Origin of the sequence: Psychrobacillus sp. FSL H8-0484, assembly GCF_038005325.1 — a bacterium.
Classification (GTDB): Bacteria; Bacillota; Bacilli; order Bacillales_A; family Planococcaceae; genus Psychrobacillus.
On record NZ_JBBOSZ010000001.1, the window covers coordinates 1,594,258 to 1,617,609 of the forward strand.

Here is a 23,352-nt window from a genome sequence, read left to right on the forward strand (position 1 = left end):
GATTAACATGTTTGATTTAGAGGCTTCATACGAAATGTTTTTAGGGATATTGGGTGTACTTCCTGAAACCTTACTCATAGCGATTACTATACTTGTATTATCCACCTTTCTAGGAGTGGTGTTGGCTCTGATACAACAATATAAAATCCCTGTGCTGGATCAACTTACAAAATTATTTAAACTGTTTTTACGAGGGACACCTATGGTGGTGTTTTTATACTTGATGTATTATGCACTCCCTGCCATTGGACAGTTCATCGTTACACTTCTAGGTATCGATTATAATATGAACAATATGTCGCCTCTGGTTATTTTAATTGTCACAGTTAGCCTCACGTTGTCTGCCTTTCAATCTGAGATCATCCGAGGCTCATTTTTAGCGGTAGATCCGGGGCAAATTGAGGCGGCGCAATCCTTGGGCTATAGTTTTTCTCAAACGTTTACGAGAATTGTTGCCCCGCAAGCTTTTGTCCATGCCATCCCTGATTTCGCAAACTCTTTCACAGTGGCCATCAAAGCCACTTCACTCGGGTTTTTAATCACCGTGATTGATATCTTTGCACAAGCCAAAATCATGGCAGCCCAGAACTTTCGCTTTGTCGAGGCTTTCTTGATGGTGGCACTCATTTACTGGGGAATCGGTATTTTAATCACCAAGTTCGCCGACCGCTATGAGAATGATGTGCGAATCAAATGAGCTCATGCCATCACACAAGCCCCATCCATACATACACATCCGTCCTTGCAACCGCATGGGCGTTTTTGTATGCCTCTTTAAGCAGCAGGTACTCTTAATCTTGATTGATTTCCTACAGATTCTACACTCGTGACTCCGATCAGGGGTTCCATTATATACATCCAGAATTTCAAAAACGTGTGAAACAAATGAATTTGAAGCAATCTATGTCTCGAAGAGGCAACTGTATTGATAATGCGCCAATGGAATCCTTCTTTGGTCACATGAAAGATGAGATGGAATATAAACAATCACAAACATTTGAAGAATTAAAACAACTGGTCGATCGCTACATGATCTTCTACAATGAATCAAGAAGACAATGGAATCTAAAAAAGATGACTCCGGTGGAATACCGAAGTCATCTGATAGCTGCTTAAGTAGAAGGTTGCTTTTATTATACTGTCCGAAATTTATGGCGCAGTTCAAGCCGATTGTATACGTAATAATTTCTCCGTTAAATAAATCTAAAACAGGTGATAAGTAAGCTTCTCGCCAAGTAATTTAAACTCCGTAATATCCGTTACCCATTTCTGATTGGGGGCAACTGCAGTAAAATTGCGGTCTAAAATATTTGGTGCGGTCTTACCAACAGTACCTTTATAAGACCTATATTTTTTCATACGCACAACACACTTTAAACCTAGCTCTTTCATAATGCGTTGAACCTTCTTATGATTTATTTTTTGCCCACGGTTCACTAGCTCATCGCGAATACGACGGTAACCGTAACGACCTTCATGCTCTTCATAAATCGCTTTAATCTCAGCTTTTAACTCGGCATCTGAATCTGGACGATTCATTCTCTTCACTAAATCATAATAAGTACTTCGTGGAATACCAGCGAGCTCAACGAGCTCCTTCACCTGATATTTGTGCCTTAATTGAAAGACTATTTGTGTTTTGACTTGTTTGGTGATTTTCCTTGTTTTGAACTAAGGCATTCAACTTTTTTAAATACTCGTTTTCCATTTCAAGTTGCTTAATACGTGCTTCAAGAGCTTCGACTGATCCTTCAACTGGAACTCGTTTTGATTGTTTATTTGACTCTTTTTTCATGGATGGACGCCCCTTTTCCTTTGATTTCAGAGCGTCAATACCAGTTGTGGTGTACAATTTAACCCTTTTATGTACCGTTGATGGAGATGGGATGTTAAAAATCGCGGCTACTTTATTAGGAGTTACTCCAAAATCATTTATATAGTTTAGTACATCCATTTTAAAGTTCAAATCATAATTTGTATAGGAAGAATGAAGAGCTTCTACTCCATTTTCTTTATACTGGGCTACCCAATCCTTTAATGGGCTTGAGCTAATATTAAATTGATCAGCTATTGTTTTAAAGGAAGCTGTTCCTTTTAGATACGTTAAAACTGCCTGTAATTTTAATTCAGGACTATATTTTGTCATAGAAAAACTGCACCTCCAATTGTTAGATTGTGTCTAACAATTGGGGTGCAGTTCATTTCGATGGTCTATTTTTACGTTCAAAACATCAATATGATTTCGGGGATCCATTGTGAATGTTACACTTAAACTAACGCAGCAGTTTAGTTGAAGAAGAAAGATAATATTTATCTATAATTGTTTACTGAGTGAGTAAAAAGGGAGAATGGAAATGAAATCTATTTTAACACCTAAATGGGTATCTTTTTTTGGATTCCTTCTAATTTTAGTTGGACTTAGTTTTAAAGATACATATGAAATGACAGCCATAATAGGGAGTCTTTTGTTAGCAATGTGGGTAGCAATTGCTATGCATGAACTTGGTCATGTCATTTTCGGATACTTGAGTGGTTTTGAATTTGTTTTCTTTGCATTTGGACCAGTCCAAATTGAAAAAACAATAGACGGAATCAAAATGAAAGAGAACAAACATTGGTTATTTTTTGGTGGAGTAGCAATGATGTTGCCACCACAGATGAAGAAGGAATCTCTTACTAAAAAGTGGGCGATTTTTGTAGCGGGTGGTCCTGTAATGTCTTTATTATTAGGGAGCATCTTTTATATTCTTTATGATAATTTTTCTGATGCATTTCTTCTGAATTGTGCAATTATGAATGGAGGTATTTTGCTAGCGACAATAATTTCATTTAAAACAGGTATGAAAACAGATGGGTATATCTTATTTTCTATACTAAAAAATAATGAAGAATCAATCTTGTTAGTAGAAGAATTGCTCATAATGAAAGAGCTCCTTGGTAGAAAACAACCAACTGAATGGAATCAAACATATATAAAGCTAGCAAAACAAAAGGACGTTAGCATCGACAATTTGCAGTACGCAATGATGATATACTATTTCGAAATTGAACAAAACGGATTTAAGTCTGCAGTAGAGGCCATGAAAGAATACAGAGAGATTCCTGTCACAGAGAAGAATAAATTTTCAGTAGGATTCCTCATACACATGCAGCAGCTATCACATTTTATGATGGACGATGTTCCAATTGAAAAAATGGTATATTTCCAACGGTTACTATCTAGTTTGGAACCTGTCTCTTATTTTAGAGGAAAAGCGATTATTGCTTATCTGGAAAATGATAAAGATTCAGCTTTAGAAAATTTAAAGAAAGTAAAAAAAATCATTGAAGATAATGAAGCGTTATATGGATTTTTTAAGGCAGAAAAAAGGTTAACAGAACTTGTTGGAAAAAAATATCTGTTTAACATTGATAAACTTTTGTCGCTGGTCGAGGAAGGATAAATACTCAGTTTTATAAATTTATTGAACTAACTTAGCAGTTTAGTTTAACAAGAAATAATAAGTTAATCTATTTGTTGAAATGGTGTTAAACTTAATAATATTCTTATTATTTTATTGAGGTGAAAAAATTGATATTAGTTAGTTCTTGTTTAGCAGGTTTAAAAGTTAGATATAACGGAACAGATAGTTTAGATAATAGAATACAAAAACTTTTATCAGAAAATAAAGCTATTACTGTTTGTCCTGAATTACTTGGAGGTTTTTCAATTCCAAGAGAGCCTGCTGAAATCGTTGGAGGAGATGGTGAAGATGTATTAAATGGAAAGGCAATAGTTGTTGAAAAGTCAGGAAGAGATGTTTCTGACCTATATGTAAACGGAGCATACGTTACATTAAATAAAGCTCAAGAGTTAGGTGCAACAACTATTATCCTTAAAGAGTACAGCCCATCTTGCGGTAGTTCTATGATTTATAATGGCGAATTTAAAGGAAATAAAATTCCTGGTATTGGTGTCACAACAGCTCTACTAAGAAGAAATGGTTTACAAGTAATTTCTGAAGAAAATCTCACTGATTTTTTGGATGGATTACATTGATTCTTCTTTAACTATCGGGGTGCTTTACTTCAAGAAGGAGTGAAGCTTTTTTCTTATTGAACTAACGGTGCAGGATTGTTCAAGTAGGAATTTCCGTTTTTGCACAAAATAATAACGGGAAAATGGTTGGGAATGCAGGAAAGAAATATATAGATTTTATCAAAAATATTAAGTAAAAGTTTTTAGTAAAGGAGCTTTGTTATTTATATTATTTTTGCAGGTTTCTTAGTCCTAATCACAGGAATCTCCACTTTATACTGGACAATAAAACACTTGAACAGTGAAATTCATAAACAAAAAGATTATATTAACGATCCTACTCCTGAATCATTTAATAAGGTACTCATGATATATTTTGCTAATATTATTTTGAGACTTATACCAGTAAAGTTTATGAAAGTAATACTTATCATATTTTCAATAGGTTTGTTCTTCTTGTCAGCGTTTATTTTTTCACTACTATTTTGAGAAATTGAATCGAATCAAAAATTTTTCTTATTAACTAACGAGATGCTTTAGTTAAACAAAACCATCATTTCGATGGTTTATTTTTTTATCCGAAACATCAAGTAGATCTCAGAAATCCATTGTGAAATGTTACACTTAAACTAACGGTGCAGGTTAGTTGAAGAGTGTTGTTTAACTTGTGTTCAACAATCGGGCCAGATAGTGGCATAATGAAACGCTTTGCTTTATGGTCTTGAATTTATAATATCATGGAAGAGGTGGCGACAATCCCTAAGATAGTGAATAAAAACATATTTAAAAGGGCTGTTTTTTTTTTTATAATTGCAGCGACTATAACAATACTGGCGACAATAATAACTTACATGATAAATCCTGATTTAAAGGGAGTAATGGAATCATTAGGAGATAAATCATCGAATCAATTTAGAGAATCTACAGGGATTAAAAAAGTATGGGCATACGTTGTTAATAATGGGTTTGTGGTACCTTTGCAAATGTTTGTCTTAACCTTGATTCCTGTGCAATTTCTTTATCTCATAAATATAATTTCAACTGCTTTTCTGCCCGGGATTCTTTTTGGTGTTGTTTTGCAAGTCGACTCTAGAAAAGGTATTGAGATAATTACGTCTACTATTCCTCATTATTTCGTTGAAGTTTTTGCATTTTGTTTATTTGCAGCAGTTCTCTTTGAGTTAAATCGAGCTGTTAGAATTAAAATTAGAAATTTATTTAAGAAAGACAAAGAGGGAATATCTCTTGTTGGGAAAATTTCAGAAACAATAAAAATTTACGTGGTATTAATACTACCGCTAATTATCCTAGCTGCATTCTTGGAAACTTACATAGCTGATATTATATTTAGCTTATTTCAATAATTCGACAATCGGGTGCGATTGTTTAATAAGCGTCTCTGTTCTTATTAAACTACCATGGAAGAACGTAATTTTCTTGCATATCCTGTGGTGAAGCAGGGCTTCATGGATGGCTAACGGGTGCTTTACTTCAAGAAGGAGTAAAGCCTTTTTTCTTATTCAACTAACGCAGCAGGTTAGTTTAATAAAGGTATCTTTTGAAGGTGACAGATTATCAGTGGGGGGTATAAAAAAATGGAAGAAAAAAAGTTTGATACTTTAATGTTATTTCAAATAATTTTTGTAATCCTTGTTATGGCAATTGGCATTTACTGTAAGGTGACAGAGAGTACCCAATTAATACCTTTTTTATTAATTTTCATGGGTTTAATTACCCTTATATTGGGATTACGAGAATATAAAAGAACTCATAGTTTATTGTGGGGTATCTTTTATTTATGTAGTGCATTATTCATTTTATTCGTTGCGATTGAAGTATTCTAATTAATTAAATAGAAGTAATATTCAACTAACGGATGCTTTACTTCAAGAAGGAGTAAAGCCTTTTTTCTTATTAAACTAAAGAAGCAGAATAGTTTAACAAGGATTTTGGTATAAATGGTAAAATATATTTAGAGGGGTTTTCTAAAACGACATTAGCCATTTTTGTCATATTAGCGAAAAGAGGGAGTTAAATGACTAGTTTTTTCTTAATACTTATGGGCTTTTTTATTGTAACTGCAAATATTATTGGATTTATATCTTACAAAAAAAAGAAAAATTTATATTTTGCTGCTTTTATAATATTGTTATTAGCAGTTTTATTTGGGGCAATCGGTGGTGCATTAGCAGTATTTATTATTCGTGATCCTTTTGCAATATTTTATGGTTTGCAACTAGGACAATATCTAATAGTAAATAGTGTCATCGTTTTTCTTATTGCAATTTTAGTAACTGTAATAAAGAAATTTAGGAACTGAAAAATGTAATTCACGATTATATTCCACTAACGGTGTGCTTTAGCTACACAGGGCTGTCAGTAGACAGCCTTTCTTGTTCTTCAACTAAAGCAGCAGGTTAATGTAAGAAGGATTGCAGAAAATCATGTGCAATAAATAGAAATACTTACTTAACAAACTATGTAAGGAGATAATACTTTGAACATTTTAACTTTGATTCTAAGTTATTTAATTGGCTCAATTTCATTTGCTTTAGTAATCGGTAAAATATTTTATAAGAAAGATATTCGTGATTATGGTAGTGGTAATCTTGGTGCAACTAATGCTTATAGAGTTTTAGGCATAAAAGCAGGAGTAATTGTTGCAATTGCTGATATATTAAAAGGTACATTTGCTTGTTTACTTCCCCTAATACTTGGTTCTACAGTTAACCCTATTGTATGTGGTTTATTAGCCATACTAGGGCACATATTTTCTGTTTTTGCTAGTTTTAAAGGCGGAAAGGCTGTTGCGACAGCAACTGGAGTTTTCTTGTTTTTGACTCCTTTAGGTGTTTTTGTTGGTTTTGTTATGTTTGTCTTAACTTTGCTATTTACTAAGTATGTATCACTTAGTTCAATGTTGGCTAGTATAGCATTATTCATTTACAGTCTTATATTTGAAGATAAAGTTATCATAGCACTTTCTCTACTAATAAGCGTATCAATAATCATTCTACATCGCCAAAATATAAAGAGAATTGTAAATGGAACAGAGAACAAAATAGTTGAAAATTAGTGTTTACTTGTTAAGCTAACGGGTGCTTTACTTGAAGATCGTTGAGCTGCTTAGAAGGCTCTTTTTTCTTCTTCAACTAACGCAGCAGGTTAGTTGAACAAGACTTTTCTTAATTGAGACTTTATATCAAGTATTCGAATAAGAATACAGTGCAATATTGTTGCTAGGAGGAGTGTGAGTGTGACTACAAGCATTAATTTAATATAGAAAAATTTAAAACTATTTTGTTAATCATTAAAGTTTAATTCCTCGATGTGAAATGAGAAATTAATGGTGATATCTTCATTTTTATGATGATACTCCTAGATATAGAAAGATTGCATATTTAGCAAATACAATTAACGGATTGAAAAATTGAATGGTTTAGAAATAATTTAAGAGATAGTATTGAGGATATGAATTATCGTTTATTTAAAGTTATTGTATCTATGGGTTTAAGTATTTGAGTAGTTGAAAATTCAATTGCGGTAAGAAAGAATCTTAATCAATGCCAAAACGTTATGCAATCAATGTTTTGGCATTTCATGTTATTAATAGAAAATAAAATTAAATTAAGTTCTATACATAAGATTAATTTGCTCTGCAATATATGCTGAATCCAGGTGAAAGCCACCTTTTAACCACCACATAATGACGCCTATAATAGAGGCAGTTTTAATATCTGGATCTACAATGTTCTTTCTCCCCATATTTTTAGATTGATTTCTGCGGGTTACTATTAAATCTTTCATCATCAATAGATGGGACTCGACTGAAAGATCCAAGGAAGTTCAACAAATCGAGTTAAAATTGGGTTTTGAGATTAAAGTACTAGATAGACAATCACACGGTACATTGAGGGCAGTAACGAGAACATATCTAGTGAAACCATTAGAGGATGATAAGGAAAGCGATATAGAATACCTATTAAACTTGAATGAAGAAGACAAGATTGAACAATGGGCTATGGTTAAAAACGGAAAGGTAATCAGACCATATAACACAGAAGACGAATAGTAAATTAAGAAATGTTCAAGCAGGACATCTTTTTCTTTCGCATATTTACCAGGACATCAGAACAAAAAAGATATGTAACTAACGTGGCGTCTTAGTAAAACAGAGCTGCCGAGTGACAGCCTTTATCAACTAACGAAGCAGGTTAGTTGAATAAGGAGTAAATATTTCAATAGCAGGATATTATAGGAAAAGAGCGAATATATTGAGTTAAATAGGAGGTGATTATTTGAATCCAACAAAAATTAGAAATTTAATGTGGGGCTTTATTTTATTTGGAGTTGTGTCTTTACTTTTACAAGGTGCAAGCATACCAAGTATTTTAGGTTCTCAAATAGGGATTAATCCTTTTCATGCTTTAAAGATAATTGCTTTTATATCTTTACTGGCGGGTATAGCATGTTTTATCAAATACCAAAAAGCCAAAAGGTTAGAAACTATTTAGCATCAACCTAATACTGCTTCGGCAGTTTTTTTTTAATTAACTAACGTGTGCTTTACTTTAGTATAAGTAGAGCCTTTTTCTTATTTAAGTAACGAAGCAGGTTAGTTGAAGAAGGAATATTTACATAAACGTAATACCTTACTAATATTTCTTTAGTAAAATAGTTGGCAAATCATTTTTACAAAAGTCTTAATGTTAAATTAAGAAATTATTTTAGAAAAATGAAGGACTATTAGAAATAGCTTTGATAAGTTATTTTATTTAGAGAGGAATCAGGAGAATTTGGATTATATTTGGATAGCTATAGGAATGGCGGTAGCAGGATGTTTTATTGGAAATGGACTGAAAAACTTTAAAAATCCTGATGAGAAAGTGTAATTGATTTTTTACATGAAGATGATGAACACGAACTAATTAAAGAAATGAAGTACATAATTTTATGGGTGTATCCTTAACTTCTACCTAAGACTAAAGTGACAAGAATGTAACATTAATCATCAAATTGTTAGGTTAATCGATGGTATTTCTGATTTCAGTTTAATATATTTAATCTATAGTAAGGGGGAACGAAAAAGTTGAGAAAAATAATTTTAATGATTGCTATAATTCTATCACTAAATGCTTTGATTCCAGTAGTCCACGCAGACTCAAATGATAAAATTCATAAGATTGAACGATTTGTTGAAGAACAAAAGGAGATTAGTAAAATTCCTGGGATATCGTTAGTTATTGTAGAAAAGGGGAAAACAGTTTATCAAAAAGGGTTTGGATATGCGGATGTAAAGGAGAAAACACCGGTAACTTCTCATACCTTATTTGAACTGGGATCGACCGCGAAGGCATTTACTGGTCTAGCTATTTTACAATTAGAAGAAGAAGGGTTGTTAAAACGAACTGACGATGTCAGAAACTATATCCCATGGCTAGAGTTGAAATATAATGGAGAACCGCAAACGATTACTATAAATCAATTGCTTCATCATACCAGTGGGATCGCTTGGAACTCTATTGTACATATTCCTGAAAGTAACGCAGATAATGCACTTGAATTAACAGTAAGAGCCCTACTTGAACAGCCATTGAATCGTAAACCAGGTAGCTCATTTGAATACGCTACGATCAATTATGACATTTTGGGTCTCATCATCGAGAATCTTTCTAAACAGCCTTATGATTTGTATTTAAAACAACAATTATTAGAACAAATAGGTATGAAAGACTCGTTTGTTGGCTTACATCAAGTTAAGTCCGATGAGTTGGCGACTGGTTATAAAATAGGATTCATGAGAGAACAAAAATATACTCCGCCTATTTATCGTGGTAATATACCTGCTGGTTATATAGTTAGCAACACAAACGATATCGCAAAATGGATGAACGTACAGTTAGGATCCGAACTGAATGACACGATTGGCGAACAAATTATAAAAGAATCACACATTCCTGACAAATCCGTAGAGCCTTTCGATCAAGACACCTACTATGCAAGCGGGTGGAGCATTATGAAAAAAGATGACAAACAATACATACTCCACGCTGGCGAAAATCCTACATTTACCTCTTATTTCATCATGCAACCGGATGAGCAATTAGGGGTAGCCGTACTCTCCAATATGGATTCAACCTTTACAACTGTAATAGGTCAAGGCGTGATGGATTTGTGGGAAGGAAATAACGTTAATATTAATCATACTGATATCTACCAAAAATTAGATAAAATTGTAACAATACTGTGTGTTATTGTCGGCTGTTTAGGTATAATTTTCAGTATTTTATTGCTAAGAAGCTTATGGAAATTAAATAGAAGGCAACGAACTTTGGGAGCGTTAAAAGGAAAGAGGATTTTTCTATTAGTGTTTCATTCATTGTTTGTAGCTGCGATTTTGATACTTATGCTGATAGCTCCCAAAATATTACTAGAAATGAGCTGGGAGTTTATTAGAGTATGGGGCCCAACTTCAATTTCGGTGTTTTATTATATTGGAATAGCAACAATTATCATTTATTACTTTTTTGTATTATTACTAATTATAACAAAAAAGGTGATTTCATTAGATATAAAGCAGCACACGCAAACAAAATAATGCACTATTTTATTATTGAACTTATTGTACTAACGAGGTGCTTTACTTGAAGATCATTGAGCTGCTTAGACGGCTCTTTTTTCTTATTGTGCTAACGGGGCAGGTTAGTTTAATAAGCCCCAAGACCGAGCTTAAAATACGTCTTAGGTTGATTAATAGGAATTCGCTCACGCAGTAAGATGGAATCAAGAAGAAATAAGGTTATAGGAGTGGTAAAAATAAAGAAAACCAAAAAGAAGTTTAGATTTTGGATTGTTTTAAGGAATATTTTATTAGCTACAGTAGCAGCACTTGTTATTTGGTTCATTTTCAGTAACGTAATGAATACGTATGAACAAAAAAAATATCCAGCAATAGGGAAATTAGTTGAAGTAGATGGTAAGAGTATGCATGTCTATACAAAGGGTGAAGGGGATAATACAATAGTTTTATTAAGTGGCCTTGGAACCGCAGCACCAGCACTGGATTTTGAGCCTTTGATAAATAAATTGGCAAAGAATAATAAGGTAGTAGTGGTAGAGTCGTTCGGATATGGATGGAGCGATATAACCGACAAGGAACGAACAGTGGAGAACATAGTAGAGGAAACAAGGACTGCTCTAAAAAAATTAAATATAAAAGGCCCATATATATTGATGCCTCATTCAATTTCCGGAATCTACAGTATGTATTATGCCAATAGATATCCCGAGGAAGTTAAAGCCATCATAGGAATAGATTCTACCTTACCACAGGTGCTGGAATATTTCGGTGTATCCACTCCTACTATGCCTAAATATTTGAGTTATGTGGCACCAACTGGAATTGCAAGATTAGCATTATTCTTAACTCCAGATAATTTTCTACCTATTGCTGAGAAAGGTACTTATTCGGAAGAAAACCTAAGAATGACAAAAGCTATCTCTGCTTGGAAAGGCTACAACAAAAATGTAGTTAATGAAGCGAACGAGATAAATAATAACATTGATAAAACAATAGATATGACATTCCCGTCTGATATACCTGTTATGATCTTTAATACGAATGCAGAAAATGTAAATGAAGATGGTAAATCAAATATAAATTTTTATAAAACACAAATACAAAATATAGATGTTAATAAACTAGTAACTATAGAAGGACACCATTATTTACATTGGACTCATTATAAGGAAATGAGCGAACACGTTAATGAATTCACAGAAAGATTTAAGTGATTGAATCAAATGATGGGAAAGTATTATTGTTGTTCAACTAACGAGGTGCTTTAGTTGAAGATCATGGGCGGGCTGTTTAGGCAGCTCTTTTTTCTTGTTCAACAAAAGGGGCAGGTTAGTTGAATAAGAAGATTTTTTGGACCACCAGAACTTCTAATCGGGAGGTAATTTTGTGGAAAGAAAATATAATTTGTGGTCGTTCCTTATATGTTTGTTATTAACAGCTCTTTCTTTACAGGCTTTATATGCTTCTTATACCCACTCGTGGTCAGTAGCACCACCTGCTTCGGTTATATGGTTGCTCACTGTTATTACTTTTTTTATGGGTATTTCGGGATTTAGAGACAAAAGCAGCAGGGGAGCAAGATGGAGAAGTTGGCTGACTTTCTTAATTGCCTTTCCCCTTTCAGCAATTTTTCTATTAGGGATAGTAGTGAATACATTTGCAAGAGAACGCATTGCAACAACCCAATCACCCGATTCTAAAACGACAATCGACTTCTACACATTAAATGGTGGTGCAGCTACCTCTATTAGTGTAGTAGGAATAGTAGATGGTCCCCTTTGGTTCAAGAAGAATATCTACTATGATGACAATATGCACAAGGCAGATGTGGCTTGGACAAATAACCATATTATTATAATCAACAATCACACTTTGAACTTGGATAAAGGGGAAACTTTTTCGGATTAAAAATATTTTTTTACTAACTGGGTGCATTAGTTGAAGAACAATGAGCAGTATAGATGGCATTTTATTCTTGTTCAACTAAAGCAGCAGGTTAATTGAATAAGCAAAAAGAAATTTCCTGTCATTAAATTAATAAAAAAAGTGGGATAATGTCCAAGGAAGAAAGAAAAAGGATAAAAGCAAAAGAACAACGAAAAAACTCTTGTGGTGCTTTAAACAATGCGTGGGCTCAAGCCCATACATGAGCACCAAGCTGTGGGTGTTAAGTCAATATTGGTTCAATTGTAATAATTGTAGCAATTATTCTGTTGGTAAGAGTGTGTTCAAAATAATCTTATTGAAGTAACGGGTGCTTTAGATAAAGATCATGGGTTGCTTAGGCAACTCTTTTTTCTTCTTGAACTAAACGGGGTAGGTTAGTTGTGTAACGAAACTAAATTACGACTTATCTAAAAGGAAGAGATATATTTGATAAAACACAATTTGTTAAAACAACAACTTAACTTTACTTGTAAATGTTGCTTTAATGACAACACCGATAGTGAATTTAATAATATCTATATGTTAATAGATGATGATTATAACTCCGTACCGTAGCAGTATCAGTAGATGAAATTGAGATTTTAAAGTCTAGTAATAAATCATCCGCAACAGAAATGGAGTTTTCACATCCGCCTGAAGGATTGTTTAATTTAAATGGAAAGGAAGAAGTTGAACTTCCTTTTTTTGAAGATATAGGAGCTATAGTTTATGGAATTTACTATATCAACACCAATTTCAATTTCGAATATATAAAAACATTGAATAGATAGTAACAATAATTTGTTATATGTCGATAATTATAGAGGGAAGTTTTTCGTCATCTACGTCTATAGGAGGAAAAATATTTTAAGAAAAACTTACTATTTAAACTAATGACGAAATGCAACTTTTTCACAAATTTTAATAAGGAAGTGGCTTTAAATTATGGCAGAAGGAACTTACACAATGAACGTAAATCTTGCTAAGAAAACTGTTGATATGACGGTGAGCGGAACTTTTACTCCTGAAAAAGCTCAACAATTTATCAATGATTATCAGAATAAGTTATCATCAATAAATGCAAGCGAATTCGTCTTGGATTTTGATTGCAGTGACTTGGATGTAGTAACAAAAGAAATGATACCAGATCTTGAAAATTGTTTAGCACTTTATAAATCTTCTGGATTTAAGAAAGTAGAAGTAGGTATTAAGAAAAGTGCTATAATCTCTATGCAATTAAAACGCTTGGCGGGTAATGTAGGGCTAACTACGTTTGAGGTAATTCAAAAATATTAATTTTTACAAAAAGGTAAGGAGCTATTTCAGGGTCCTTCCTTTTTCATTTGATATTTACATAACAAAACTCGTAACTTAAATGTACTAAAATGATCAAGCTTAATAACAAGATATGTAATTGTATATAATACTAAAATTTCATTCGAGAGGTTTCTTGCGACTATGACTAACATTAGAATTAAAGCAGTGGATGTTTACCATGCAAAAAAACAAGTAAACAATGATGTTTATCTTGAACACTTTAAAAAACAAGGAAAAGATATTACAAATTTCTTAGATATTATGGGAAGAAAAGAGCGTTATGTTATTGATAATCATGAAGAAAATACGATTACAATGGCGATTGAAGCAACAAATCGGGTGTTGAAAAAAGTGGGATTAGAAGGTAAGGATATAGATATGATTGTTTTTTCTACTCAAGTACCTGAAGTGACTGTTCCAAGCAACGCTGTGTTCATTCATCATGCCATTCAAGCAAAAAAAGGAACAGTTATTTTTGATATGAACGCAAATTGCGCTGGTATGACGATTGCAGTAGAGCAGGCGTCACGATATATGAAATCCAATCCAGATGTTAATACCGCACTAGTGGTAGGTTCTGATTATCTTTCATTAGTGGCTGATCCAAAAGATGCAATGACTTATGCTAACTTTGGGGATGCTTCTTCTGCTATTATTTTAGAAAAGACCGAGAATGATACAGGATTTATCGATGCGATGTTTGAAGTAGACTCAAGTAACCGAAACAATATTTTATATCCACACAAGGGATTGTCTCAAACAAATAAAGCTAGTGAAAGTGCAGAATTCATGCTTTGGCAACCATTTGATGGAGCGATGGTACTCCCTGATGCGTATGATATGTTTAAAGCCATTTTAGAAAGAAATCAACTTAAAATTGATGATGTAGATGCGTTCTGCTTATCTCAATTTGCTAAAGTGAATATTGATAAAATACAAAAACATTTTGATATACCTGAAGAAAAATTTATTTATGTAGGAGACAAGTATGGATATACTGGTACAAGCAGTCCTTTTATTGCCCTTCATGAAGGAATCGAATCAGGAAAGATAAAGCGTGGAGACTTAATATTATTTTGGACAATCGGTGGGGGTCACGAGTTCATTACTATGTTATTTAGATATTAAACATAGAATAATTTCATATACCTTTATTCAACTACCATGAAAATTAATTTCTTCAAGAAAAGAAAAATGACAACAGTAAAGAAGACCCTGCTCAATCGTTAAAAAAAGAGGAGAGCGTACATTAATAAGTCTATTGATTTCGGTGGACGACTAGTATTTACTCCTCTAACCATTTTCATTCCCTGTGGTGCAGCACTATTTTGTGCTGCATGGATGGCTAACGGGTGCTCTATTTAAAGATTCGGTTTCCGAAATAATAAATAAATCTTAATAACAAGAAGCCCTATACTGGGATGAAAAATAGCCCCTTTTTGATCAATCTTTGTTCAAAATAGGGGCTATGATTTTCTATTAGAATCAGCATTTGTAGCTGTGTTTAAATCAATCTTTATTCCAAACCAAAACCTCTTTGTTAGAATTAGCAAGGAACAAAAAATAGAAAAGGATGTAGTGCCCGAAATTGTATCTTCTTTAGGACACTAACATAATTAATAGAAAAGCAGCCACTCTTATATTTTTTAAGCAAGCGTACTTTCTCCTTAAACGTTTAGGGGAGCGAAGGTCAATCAATTGCAACAGGATTACCGAAAAAAGCGTGGATAGAAGTGACGGAGTCACTTCTATCCACGCTAGACACTCAGTAATGGTGATCCATTCGCTTTGTACAAAGCGAACCGATTACGATCAATTGAAGACCAAGGAGCTTACGCTTTTTTTATGGGTTTGGACTTGTATTTTCATTGGATGAACCGTCTGGATTGGTCGTGCCTTCTGGCGGTGTTTCATTTTCACCACCATCTGGATTACCGCCGTTTCCGTCACCATTTCCATTTCCATTTCCATTGTTGTTTCCATTTCCATTTCCAGTCTCAGTCCCATTGTTATTCCCGTTCCCGTTGTTGCCGTCAGCTGGATTTTCATCCGGCGCGGGATCTATTGGTTCCATTATTTCCAGGTCCTCTTCTACAACTCCTTCTAGTGTGAGGGAGATAGAGGCTGGTTCACTTCGAACCTCATCAGAAACTGCTACTACAGAGAATACATACGTACTTCCTGGTATTAGGCTTTGAACAATTAAGCCTTTTTGATTTGTAGATTGAAGTACTTCGCTTGGACCGTTGTCAATTGCGACAGATACTTCGAATTGTACATCTACCTCTTGATCTTTCGGTTGTTCAAAGTCCCAAGATAATGTTGCAGAAGATGTTATCTCATCAAAATCAACCGTTAAGTTGGAAGGAGTATTAAGCTCTAACTGTTTAAAATGTTCCGAAACCACTGTAGGCTCTGTTCCTTTCACAAATAACTCGGTAGCTTTTAATTCATCAGGTGTGAATTCACTTGCCAACTGAAGTGGACTTGTTCCTTTTTCAATCGTAGCTTCTACTACTGAATTCGGTTTACTAAATCTTTCGGTTGACTTTCCGTTTGAAATAGATGACATGACTTCCTTAAATATAGTTTGCGGTAAATATCGTTCTTCATTAGTCGTCATTGGTGTTTTTAGTTCAGGATATCCAGACCAAACTGTAATAGAATAGTTAGTTGTATAACCAGCGAACCAAACATCTGGGAATGCACTATCTGGTAGATTCCATTCGTCCATTTGTTGCGAGCTGTAGTTAGATGTACCGGATTTTCCTGCTACATCCAATCCGCTTATAGCTGCCCGTTTCGCTGTACCTTTTGTTAATACATCACGTAGAACATCTGTCACTATATAAGCAGTGGAATCCTTCATCACCGGTTTTGTTTTATGGTCATATTTCTTTTCTGTTTTCCCATCTCGATAGACAATTTTATTGATTGCGTATGGTTCGGTATGAATACCATTATTACCAAATGCAGCATATGCACCTGCCATTTGAATAGGTGACATCGATTTAGATGTACCACCAATTGCTGAACTTTCTGTTACATTTCCAATATCAATGCCAAATCGATTAATAAATTCTTTGGCATTTTTCGTTCCGACTTCTTGCAATGTTTTAACAGCAGGTACATTTCGAGAGTTATAGAGAGCCTCTCGCATTGTCATGCTTCCTTTATATTTTCCATCGAAGTTTCGAACAACTTGTTCTGTACCAGTATAAGTAATTTGGTTATCTACAATGGTATGGCCAGAAGACCAATCTAAAAATTCAACTGCAGGACCATAATCGATTAAAGGTTTAATCGTGGAGCCTGGAGAGCGAGTCTTCATATCTTGAGCGAAGTTAAAACCACGATCCGCTCCGTAATTTCTCCCACCACCAACTGCAGCGATAGCGCCAGTTTTTGTATCTATTACTGCTACAGCTGACTGAATATCCTCTGTAGGGAACATATCTGAGTTTAGAGTTTTTTCTACTTGCTCTTGTGCATTTGGGTCTAGTGTTGTATGAATCGTAATTCCTTCTGAAATGGCTTCTCCATCTCCATTTTTCTCCAACTCATCTAATACAATATCAATAAAAGCATCATATTTCGAACCTTGTTTAGCAACACGTTGATCTTCTGGTAGTAGAGAATCTTCTACTGGGATTGCTTGTGCTGCTTTCATTTCTTCATCCGTAATTTTGCCATGTAAGTTCATTAAGTGAAGAACAATGTCTTTTCTTTTCTCAGCAAGATCGGGATTTTTAAAAGGATTGTAGTTGTTCGGACTTTGTGGCATTCCTGCTAATACAGCCATTTGATCCAATGTTAGATCCTTCAATTCTTTTCCATAAAAATATTGAGAAGCAGTTCCGAAGCCGTAAATTCTTCCAGACATTAATACTTTATTAAAGTACATTTCAAATATTTCTTCTTTTTCATATTTACGTTCTAGTTGAACGGCAAGGTATGCTTCTTGTGCTTTACGTTTTAATGTTTTTTCATTCGTTAGGAACGAGTTTTTAATCACTTGCTGTGTTAATGTACTTGCCCCTTGAGAACCAAATCCGCTAGTGAAGTTTGCCAGTACAGCTTTTCCTAAGCGTAAGAAATCTACACCTCCATGTTCATAGAAACGGGCGTCTTCCGTAGAAAGGATTGCATCTTCCATCATTTGGGGGATTTCATCGTAAGTCACATATTCACGACTTTCACTACCAACTGTCGCAAATTCCTCTCCATTTGCATCGAGTAATTTAGGACTTATTGGATCTTTCAATAATTGTTCATCTAATTCTGGTGCAGTGCTAGCATAATACGCAAAGAGGGAACCACCTGCAATGGCGACTATTACTCCTAATAGGATGAGTGAAATAAATATACGTTTTACCCATAATTTTATTGGTTTTTTTGGTTGTTTCTTTCGTTGTACTTGTTTTCTTCGTTGTTCACGAGTTGTTTTTTGCTCACTCATAAACGTCTCCTCACTTTCACTTTATACGTTCAAGTCATTAACTACTTTCAAATAATCAATTCTTGGTGCATATTTTGGAGTGATTTCTATGGCATGTTCTTCAAACTCAGACAATGCTATAGATTTTCTTCCTCCTGTTTGCATTCTATCCCAATAGAGCTTTAATTGCTCAAAAGGTAAATAAAAATATCGATCTACTGCAGAAAAGCGAACAAGTAAAAAACTAATCCCATGTTGCTTAACTACTTTGCTCATATGTTCGACCTGATGGAGATGAACATTTTTCAATGGAAATGCTGTTCTATTTTCCGTTTCTTTTGCTTCAAAGTCAATATATTTACCTTCAAACACACCATTAAAGTCCGTAGTAGAAGGAGTTCTATAATATGCTTCTTTAATAACAGCGCTGCTTCTACTTGGATAATCTACTTTGACAACTTGAATAGGGATTGGTTTTTTATAGATGACAGCTATATCATGTGCTAGATAGAATTCATTTGCATCATTTAGTTCATCTTCTAATGTCTTTCCCCTATTACTAAAAGAATAATCCTTTTTTTTAACATTTGCTGTTTCTTTTTTAGGAGTATACATTTTCCCATTTGGATAATGAATAGCCAAGTCACTCACCTCTTATGCTACTAGTTTATCACAAGTTAGTTAGACGAAAACGATACACATTTGGTTTCATTTTTTTTGTTGTCGAGCAGACACTAGTTTTGTCTGTTGCATAGAACCTTTGTCGAGTAGGAAGGGATTTATAGCGTATGAAGGAATTTATTCTAAAAAGGAGTGTTTAAAATGAACAAAATTGAACGTCTTATTGATCAACTAGAGCTCTTAGAATACCTACTTGAAAACCGATTAAACGATGAACAAGAGCAGTTTGAGGAAGATTTTAGTAAATCATCATTTCGTTTACTTGGAAAAATCGAAAAAATTGAAAATAAATTATAAGAAATGAAGTTGCTGCCTAATTTTAATTCGAATGTGTTAAGTTTGGAGTGTCTTGAAACCGCTTGTTTAAGTATGAAAGTGTTTCTCAACAATCGGAAGGAATGTATGTTCGTTCATAACTAGTAATATCTTTAAAAATTTGCTAAACTGTTTCTAGAATGCGAGGGATTACTTTGTCATTATTAGAGTTAAGTAAACAGTTATTAAAAGAATGCGATGAAAGTATTTCGCGTTTTCATATTTATCGAGCAGAAGACAAGGAACCAGATTTTTTTCAAGATGTGAAGCCACATGCATATAAAATAGATGAATTATTACTTGAATGGGAGCAGCTAGTTAGAAAATGGATTCAAGTAAAAAGACCGAAGTATGTACATCCAAGTCAAATCGAGTCATTACTTGAATCCATGAAGCAATTTATCGTTCAATCGTATTATAAAGCAACGAGTAAGAAACGATTTCTTCAATCTGTCCATTCATCCAAATACACGTTAGAAACAGTTATTCAAGCGATTAAGGAAGTAGGGGATGAACATGCTTAATCAAAAAAACATATCGGGCATTTTAAACGATTGGAAAGTTGATAAAAATAGAAATTCACGAATTGAGCATATTCATACAACAGAAGAGAAAGAAGCAATATATGCTTCTTTCCCAGAAAAGATGCATCCTTCTATTAAGAAGGCTTTACAAAGTCGTGGTGTGAATCAATTATATAGTCACCAGCGGCAAGCTTTTGATGCTGCAACTTCTGGAAAGTCCTTTACTACCATCACACCTACTGCCTCTGGAAAATCTCTTTGTTATCATCTTCCGGTTCTTCAGTCAATTCTGGAAGATCCAACTTCGCGCGCCATCTATCTCTTTCCGACGAAAGCATTAGCTCAAGATCAAAAGAGTGATTTAAACAATTTAATTCAAGCAAGTGAGGAAGAGATTTTAAGCTATACATATGACGGCGATACCGAACCTGGTATTAGACAAAAAGTCCGTAAATCAGGTCATATCGTATTAACGAATCCAGATATGCTGCATTCGGGAATACTTCCACATCATACAAAGTGGGTTTCTCTATTTGAAAACTTAAAATATATTGTAATAGACGAAATTCATACATATAAAGGTGTTTTTGGTAGCCATGTTGCGCATGTTATTAGACGGTTACAAAGAATAAGTGCTTTTTACGGGAGTAATCCTCAATTTATTTGTACATCTGCAACTATTAAAAATCCAAAAGAGTTAGCAGAAAACTTAACAAATACCACGCATGAACTTATCGACCAAAATGGTGCACCTGCTGGAAAAAAACATTTTGTCTTTTATAACCCCCCAATCATCCATCCAGTGTTTAACGTGCGAAGAAGTGCTATTTTAGAAGTGCGTGATATAGCACAAGAATTATATGTAAATGGTTTACAAACGATTGTATTTGCTAAAAGCCGAGTGCGTGTGGAAATGCTGGTAACCTACTTGCAAGCTTTAGTTAGTAAAAAGATCAATGACCAAACGATTCGTGGGTATAGAGGCGGTTATTTGCCTTCAGAAAGAAGAGTTATTGAAAAAGGATTAAGGGATGGGACGATTCGAACAGTAGTAAGTACAAATGCACTTGAATTAGGTGTTGATATTGGCCAACTCCAAGCATGTATTATGACGGGATATCCAGGCAACATAGCTAGTGCTTGGCAACAAGCAGGACGAGCGGGAAGAAGACAAGATGAAGCGCTCATTATTTACGTGGCGCAGTCAACTGCACTTGATCAATACATAGTGAAGCATCCCGAATATTTTCTTGGCCAATCACCTGAAGAAGTTCGTATCCATCCTGATAATATTATTATTTTAATGGATCATTTAAAATGTGCAGCATTTGAATTGCCTTTTACATCAATAGACATGTATGGGGAATTTTCCATTCAAGAACTACTAGCTTTTTTAGAAAGTGAAGGAGTTTTATTGAAAACAGCAGATAAGTGGCATTGGATGTCCGAAAGTTTTCCAGCTAGCAATATAAGTTTGCGTTCTGCCTCCCAAGAAAACGTTATTATTATTGACCAAACAGTACCTGCACATACAAGAGTAATTGGTGAGATGGATCAATATAGCGCCATGACATTGCTACATGAAGAGGCTATATACTTGCACCAAGGGACACAATACCAAGTAGAAAAACTGGATTGGGAAGAGAAAAAAGCGTTTGTACGAGAAGTAGATGTCGATTATTTCACGGATGCAAATATTGCGGTTGAATTAAAAGTGTTAAGTGAAGATAAAGAAAAGGAAGCGTATATTGGAACACTGCGTTTTGGAGATATTATTGTGCTTGCACAACCGACGATTTTCAAAAAGATTAAGTTTGATACACATGACAATATCGGATCAGGTAAAATTCATTTGCCACCTCTAGAACTACATACAGCTTCTACGTGGTTCAGTTTTGACAAACCGACCGACTGGACAGATACTTTATTATCCGATGCGATGACAGGGGTAGCATACGCGTTGCATGCCTTTATCCCATTATTTATCCATTGTGATGCAAAGGATATTCATGTCGTGCCACAAGTGAAATCGATTAACGTAGAAAAACCAACATTTTACATGTACGATAGTTATCCTGGTGGAATCGGACTTTCTGAAAGAATGTTTGATTTGTGGAATGATCTAGTTCCTAAAGTTACAAAGCAAGTGGAAGAATGTTCATGTACAAGTGGGTGCCCTGCATGTATTGGTGCTCAAGATGCCGAGTTAAATTTGAAAAAAGAAGTGATTAAATTACTTCATTTATTGCAGGTGAACAATCATGTCCTATGAAAATAAGCTAATGCAAATGAAAGGCCTTGTTAAAAAGAATTTGCCAAACGAGCCACCCAAAAAGGAAGTGCTATCTGCTGCACTTCCTTTTTATGCAGAACAATGGGAAAACGCAGGGCTAAAACTAGTCAAAGATGAACGTGGTTTTTTATTTGTGAAAGAAACTTTTTATACAGACGAGCATATACATGGAAATATTGGGCTACATAAATTACAAGAAGCAATTTTGTTTATGCGTGAAATGTACCCGGATCACCCATTAACGATTAGTCCAGATGCTCCTTTTTGTTTTTATGATACGGAAACAACAGGATTAAAAGGGACAGGAGTACTAATCTTCTTGAATGGTGTGTTAAAAAAAGAAGGGAAAGGTTTTTTATTGACCCAATATGTGCTTGCCGATCCTAGTCAAGAACCTTCTTTCTTATTGGCCACTGATTTTTGGAAAACTTCCCAAACAATCATTACGTACAATGGAAAAAGTTTTGATTTACCGCAATTAGTAACCAGATGGACGATGAACAGAAAAGCAATTCCTCCTTTAAAAGAACATGCACAAATAGATCTTATGCATTCTTCTAAAAGAATTTGGAAAGGTGATCTGGAACGATTCAAGCTAAAACAAGTGGAAGAGATGAAGCTTGGTTTTAGGAGGGAAAATGATATTCCTGGGCATCTGGCTCCTATTATTTATTTTGATGCTGTGAAGCACGGTGACCCTACTAATTTGATGAAAGTTTTAAAGCATAATGAGTGGGATATTCTATCTTTAGTAACTTTATATATTTTATCTGTAGAGATACTAAAAGAGAAAGAGGTACAGGAATCGGCCATTACGTACACGAATATTGGGAAATGGTTTCGAGATTTAAAAACAATGGATGCTAGCATCGATTGGTTTCAATTTGTAGTCGACCAATTTTCCGAAGAAGAAGTGAGCTTAGCTTATTATTACGTCGGATTACATTTGAAGAGAAAGCAATTACCAGATGAAAGCATTCAAGCTTTTCATGAATCATTGAAAGAAATAGTTGGGAAATATCGTGTAGAAGTGTATATCGAGCTTGCAAAACTTTATGAACATCAGAAGAAGGATTACGATATGGCACTAGAAATGACTCTAGAATGCTTAGATTTCGTAGCTAGATGGAATAGTGACAGGAAATCGCGTGTAATGCTGGAACTTCAAAAGAGAAAGATGAGAATATTACGGAAATTAAATATTTCCCGGGAAAGCGCACAACCTTACAAAAAGCGCGTTTAATTACCTTAAAAAGCTCC

21 protein-coding genes and 2 pseudogenes are annotated in these 23,352 nt (G+C 34.3%); 19 read left to right on the forward strand and 4 right to left on the reverse strand.

Going from position 1 to position 23,352, the window contains the following annotated elements:
- Window positions 1–7 precede the first annotated feature (7 nt).
- The gene (locus tag MHH81_RS07490) at window positions 8–697 is read left to right on the forward strand and encodes an amino acid ABC transporter permease (RefSeq protein ID WP_340919662.1); all 690 of its coding nucleotides are present in this window, start codon (window positions 8–10) and stop codon (window positions 695–697) included.
- A gap of 134 nt (window positions 698–831) precedes the next feature.
- Window positions 832–1,116 (forward strand): annotated as a pseudogene (locus MHH81_RS07495) (IS3 family transposase); the annotation flags it as partial.
- A 49-nt stretch (window positions 1,117–1,165) separates the two neighbouring features.
- On the opposite strand, the pseudogene MHH81_RS07500 reads toward MHH81_RS07495, so the two are convergent.
- Window positions 1,166–2,146 (reverse strand): annotated as a pseudogene (locus MHH81_RS07500) (IS3 family transposase); the annotation flags it as partial.
- Between the two features lie 208 nt (window positions 2,147–2,354).
- Here MHH81_RS07500 and MHH81_RS07505 point away from each other — a divergent pair.
- The 6 genes from MHH81_RS07505 to plsY all read left to right on the forward strand — a co-directional run bounded on the left by MHH81_RS07505 (window position 2,355) and on the right by plsY (window position 7,094).
- The gene (locus MHH81_RS07505; protein WP_340919664.1) at window positions 2,355–3,443 is read left to right on the forward strand and encodes a M50 family metallopeptidase; all 1,089 of its coding nucleotides are present in this window, start codon (window positions 2,355–2,357) and stop codon (window positions 3,441–3,443) included.
- A 128-nt stretch (window positions 3,444–3,571) separates the two neighbouring features.
- A complete protein-coding gene (locus tag MHH81_RS07510; RefSeq protein WP_340919667.1) occupies window positions 3,572–4,039 on the forward strand; it encodes a DUF523 domain-containing protein in 468 nt (155 codons plus the stop codon).
- Between the two features lie 725 nt (window positions 4,040–4,764).
- Window positions 4,765–5,382, forward strand: a complete 618-nt coding sequence (locus MHH81_RS07515; protein ID WP_445678077.1) for a stage II sporulation protein M — start codon at window positions 4,765–4,767, stop codon at window positions 5,380–5,382.
- Window positions 5,383–5,613: 231 nt separating this feature from the next.
- Window positions 5,614–5,862, forward strand: coding sequence for a DUF3953 domain-containing protein (locus MHH81_RS07520; protein WP_340919672.1), 249 nt, complete (start codon window positions 5,614–5,616; stop codon window positions 5,860–5,862).
- A gap of 191 nt (window positions 5,863–6,053) precedes the next feature.
- Window positions 6,054–6,338, forward strand: coding sequence for a 3-isopropylmalate dehydrogenase (locus MHH81_RS07525; RefSeq protein ID WP_340919674.1), 285 nt, complete (start codon window positions 6,054–6,056; stop codon window positions 6,336–6,338).
- Window positions 6,339–6,515: 177 nt separating this feature from the next.
- Entirely contained in the window at window positions 6,516–7,094 is a 579-nt protein-coding gene (gene plsY, locus MHH81_RS07530; protein WP_053589499.1) for a glycerol-3-phosphate 1-O-acyltransferase PlsY, read from the forward strand.
- Between the two features lie 551 nt (window positions 7,095–7,645).
- Here the strand turns inward: plsY and MHH81_RS07535 are convergent.
- The gene (locus MHH81_RS07535) at window positions 7,646–7,831 is read right to left on the reverse strand and encodes a TetR-like C-terminal domain-containing protein (protein ID WP_340919677.1); all 186 of its coding nucleotides are present in this window, start codon (window positions 7,829–7,831) and stop codon (window positions 7,646–7,648) included.
- Between the two features lie 52 nt (window positions 7,832–7,883).
- Between MHH81_RS07535 and MHH81_RS07540 the strand changes: the two genes are divergently transcribed.
- From MHH81_RS07540 to MHH81_RS07570, 7 genes are all read left to right on the forward strand, one after another.
- Window positions 7,884–8,090, forward strand: coding sequence for a hypothetical protein (locus MHH81_RS07540; protein ID WP_340919681.1), 207 nt, complete (start codon window positions 7,884–7,886; stop codon window positions 8,088–8,090).
- 226 nt (window positions 8,091–8,316) lie between these two features.
- Complete coding sequence (locus tag MHH81_RS07545; RefSeq protein WP_340919683.1) at window positions 8,317–8,532, forward strand: hypothetical protein; 216 nt, start codon at window positions 8,317–8,319, stop codon at window positions 8,530–8,532.
- A gap of 593 nt (window positions 8,533–9,125) precedes the next feature.
- Window positions 9,126–10,616: a serine hydrolase domain-containing protein gene (locus MHH81_RS07550; RefSeq protein WP_340925171.1), complete on the forward strand. Its 1,491-nt coding sequence runs from the start codon at window positions 9,126–9,128 to the stop codon at window positions 10,614–10,616.
- A 179-nt stretch (window positions 10,617–10,795) separates the two neighbouring features.
- Window positions 10,796–11,812: an alpha/beta hydrolase gene (locus MHH81_RS07555; RefSeq protein ID WP_340919685.1), complete on the forward strand. Its 1,017-nt coding sequence runs from the start codon at window positions 10,796–10,798 to the stop codon at window positions 11,810–11,812.
- Window positions 11,813–11,984: 172 nt separating this feature from the next.
- Window positions 11,985–12,506: a DUF5412 family protein gene (locus MHH81_RS07560; protein WP_340919687.1), complete on the forward strand. Its 522-nt coding sequence runs from the start codon at window positions 11,985–11,987 to the stop codon at window positions 12,504–12,506.
- 963 nt (window positions 12,507–13,469) lie between these two features.
- Window positions 13,470–13,820, forward strand: coding sequence for a hypothetical protein (locus MHH81_RS07565; RefSeq protein ID WP_340919689.1), 351 nt, complete (start codon window positions 13,470–13,472; stop codon window positions 13,818–13,820).
- Between the two features lie 162 nt (window positions 13,821–13,982).
- Complete coding sequence (locus MHH81_RS07570; protein WP_340919691.1) at window positions 13,983–14,969, forward strand: ketoacyl-ACP synthase III; 987 nt, start codon at window positions 13,983–13,985, stop codon at window positions 14,967–14,969.
- A gap of 715 nt (window positions 14,970–15,684) precedes the next feature.
- Here the strand turns inward: MHH81_RS07570 and MHH81_RS07575 are convergent.
- The gene (locus MHH81_RS07575) at window positions 15,685–18,300 is read right to left on the reverse strand and encodes a PBP1A family penicillin-binding protein (RefSeq protein WP_340919693.1); all 2,616 of its coding nucleotides are present in this window, start codon (window positions 18,298–18,300) and stop codon (window positions 15,685–15,687) included.
- Window positions 18,301–18,321: 21 nt separating this feature from the next.
- The gene (gene recU / locus MHH81_RS07580; protein ID WP_340919695.1) at window positions 18,322–18,921 is read right to left on the reverse strand and encodes a Holliday junction resolvase RecU; all 600 of its coding nucleotides are present in this window, start codon (window positions 18,919–18,921) and stop codon (window positions 18,322–18,324) included.
- A 180-nt stretch (window positions 18,922–19,101) separates the two neighbouring features.
- Between recU and MHH81_RS07585 the strand changes: the two genes are divergently transcribed.
- From MHH81_RS07585 to MHH81_RS07600, 4 genes are all read left to right on the forward strand, one after another.
- Window positions 19,102–19,257, forward strand: coding sequence for a hypothetical protein (locus MHH81_RS07585; RefSeq protein ID WP_340919697.1), 156 nt, complete (start codon window positions 19,102–19,104; stop codon window positions 19,255–19,257).
- 173 nt (window positions 19,258–19,430) lie between these two features.
- Window positions 19,431–19,799 carry a YppE family protein gene (locus MHH81_RS07590; protein WP_340919699.1) on the forward strand — a complete coding sequence of 123 codons (369 nt, stop codon included), beginning with the start codon at window positions 19,431–19,433 and terminating at the stop codon, window positions 19,797–19,799.
- Window positions 19,792–22,071: a DEAD/DEAH box helicase gene (locus tag MHH81_RS07595; protein WP_340919701.1), complete on the forward strand. Its 2,280-nt coding sequence runs from the start codon at window positions 19,792–19,794 to the stop codon at window positions 22,069–22,071. The genes MHH81_RS07590 and MHH81_RS07595 overlap by 8 nt, the downstream gene beginning before the upstream one ends.
- A complete protein-coding gene (locus tag MHH81_RS07600; RefSeq protein ID WP_340919703.1) occupies window positions 22,061–23,335 on the forward strand; it encodes a ribonuclease H-like domain-containing protein in 1,275 nt (424 codons plus the stop codon). The genes MHH81_RS07595 and MHH81_RS07600 overlap by 11 nt, the downstream gene beginning before the upstream one ends.
- Window positions 23,336–23,352 lie beyond the last annotated feature (17 nt).

What these genes read in the sequence shown, in the direction of transcription:
- MHH81_RS07490 (WP_340919662.1), top strand. Translation starts at nt 8, where the DNA reads ATGTTTGATTTAGAGGCTTCATACGAAATGTTTTTAGGGATATTGGGT.
- MHH81_RS07505 (WP_340919664.1), top strand. Translation starts at nt 2,355, where the DNA reads ATGAAATCTATTTTAACACCTAAATGGGTATCTTTTTTTGGATTCCTT.
- MHH81_RS07520 (WP_340919672.1), top strand. Translation starts at nt 5,614, where the DNA reads ATGGAAGAAAAAAAGTTTGATACTTTAATGTTATTTCAAATAATTTTT.
- MHH81_RS07525 (WP_340919674.1), top strand. Translation starts at nt 6,054, where the DNA reads ATGACTAGTTTTTTCTTAATACTTATGGGCTTTTTTATTGTAACTGCA.
- MHH81_RS07550 (WP_340925171.1), top strand. Translation starts at nt 9,126, where the DNA reads ATGATTGCTATAATTCTATCACTAAATGCTTTGATTCCAGTAGTCCAC.
- MHH81_RS07555 (WP_340919685.1), top strand. Translation starts at nt 10,796, where the DNA reads ATGGAATCAAGAAGAAATAAGGTTATAGGAGTGGTAAAAATAAAGAAA.
- MHH81_RS07565 (WP_340919689.1), top strand. Translation starts at nt 13,470, where the DNA reads ATGGCAGAAGGAACTTACACAATGAACGTAAATCTTGCTAAGAAAACT.
- MHH81_RS07570 (WP_340919691.1), top strand. Translation starts at nt 13,983, where the DNA reads ATGACTAACATTAGAATTAAAGCAGTGGATGTTTACCATGCAAAAAAA.
- MHH81_RS07575 (WP_340919693.1), bottom strand. Translation starts at nt 18,300, where the DNA reads ATGAGTGAGCAAAAAACAACTCGTGAACAACGAAGAAAACAAGTACAA.
- MHH81_RS07585 (WP_340919697.1), top strand. Translation starts at nt 19,102, where the DNA reads ATGAACAAAATTGAACGTCTTATTGATCAACTAGAGCTCTTAGAATAC.
- MHH81_RS07595 (WP_340919701.1), top strand. Translation starts at nt 19,792, where the DNA reads ATGCTTAATCAAAAAAACATATCGGGCATTTTAAACGATTGGAAAGTT.
- MHH81_RS07600 (WP_340919703.1), top strand. Translation starts at nt 22,061, where the DNA reads ATGTCCTATGAAAATAAGCTAATGCAAATGAAAGGCCTTGTTAAAAAG.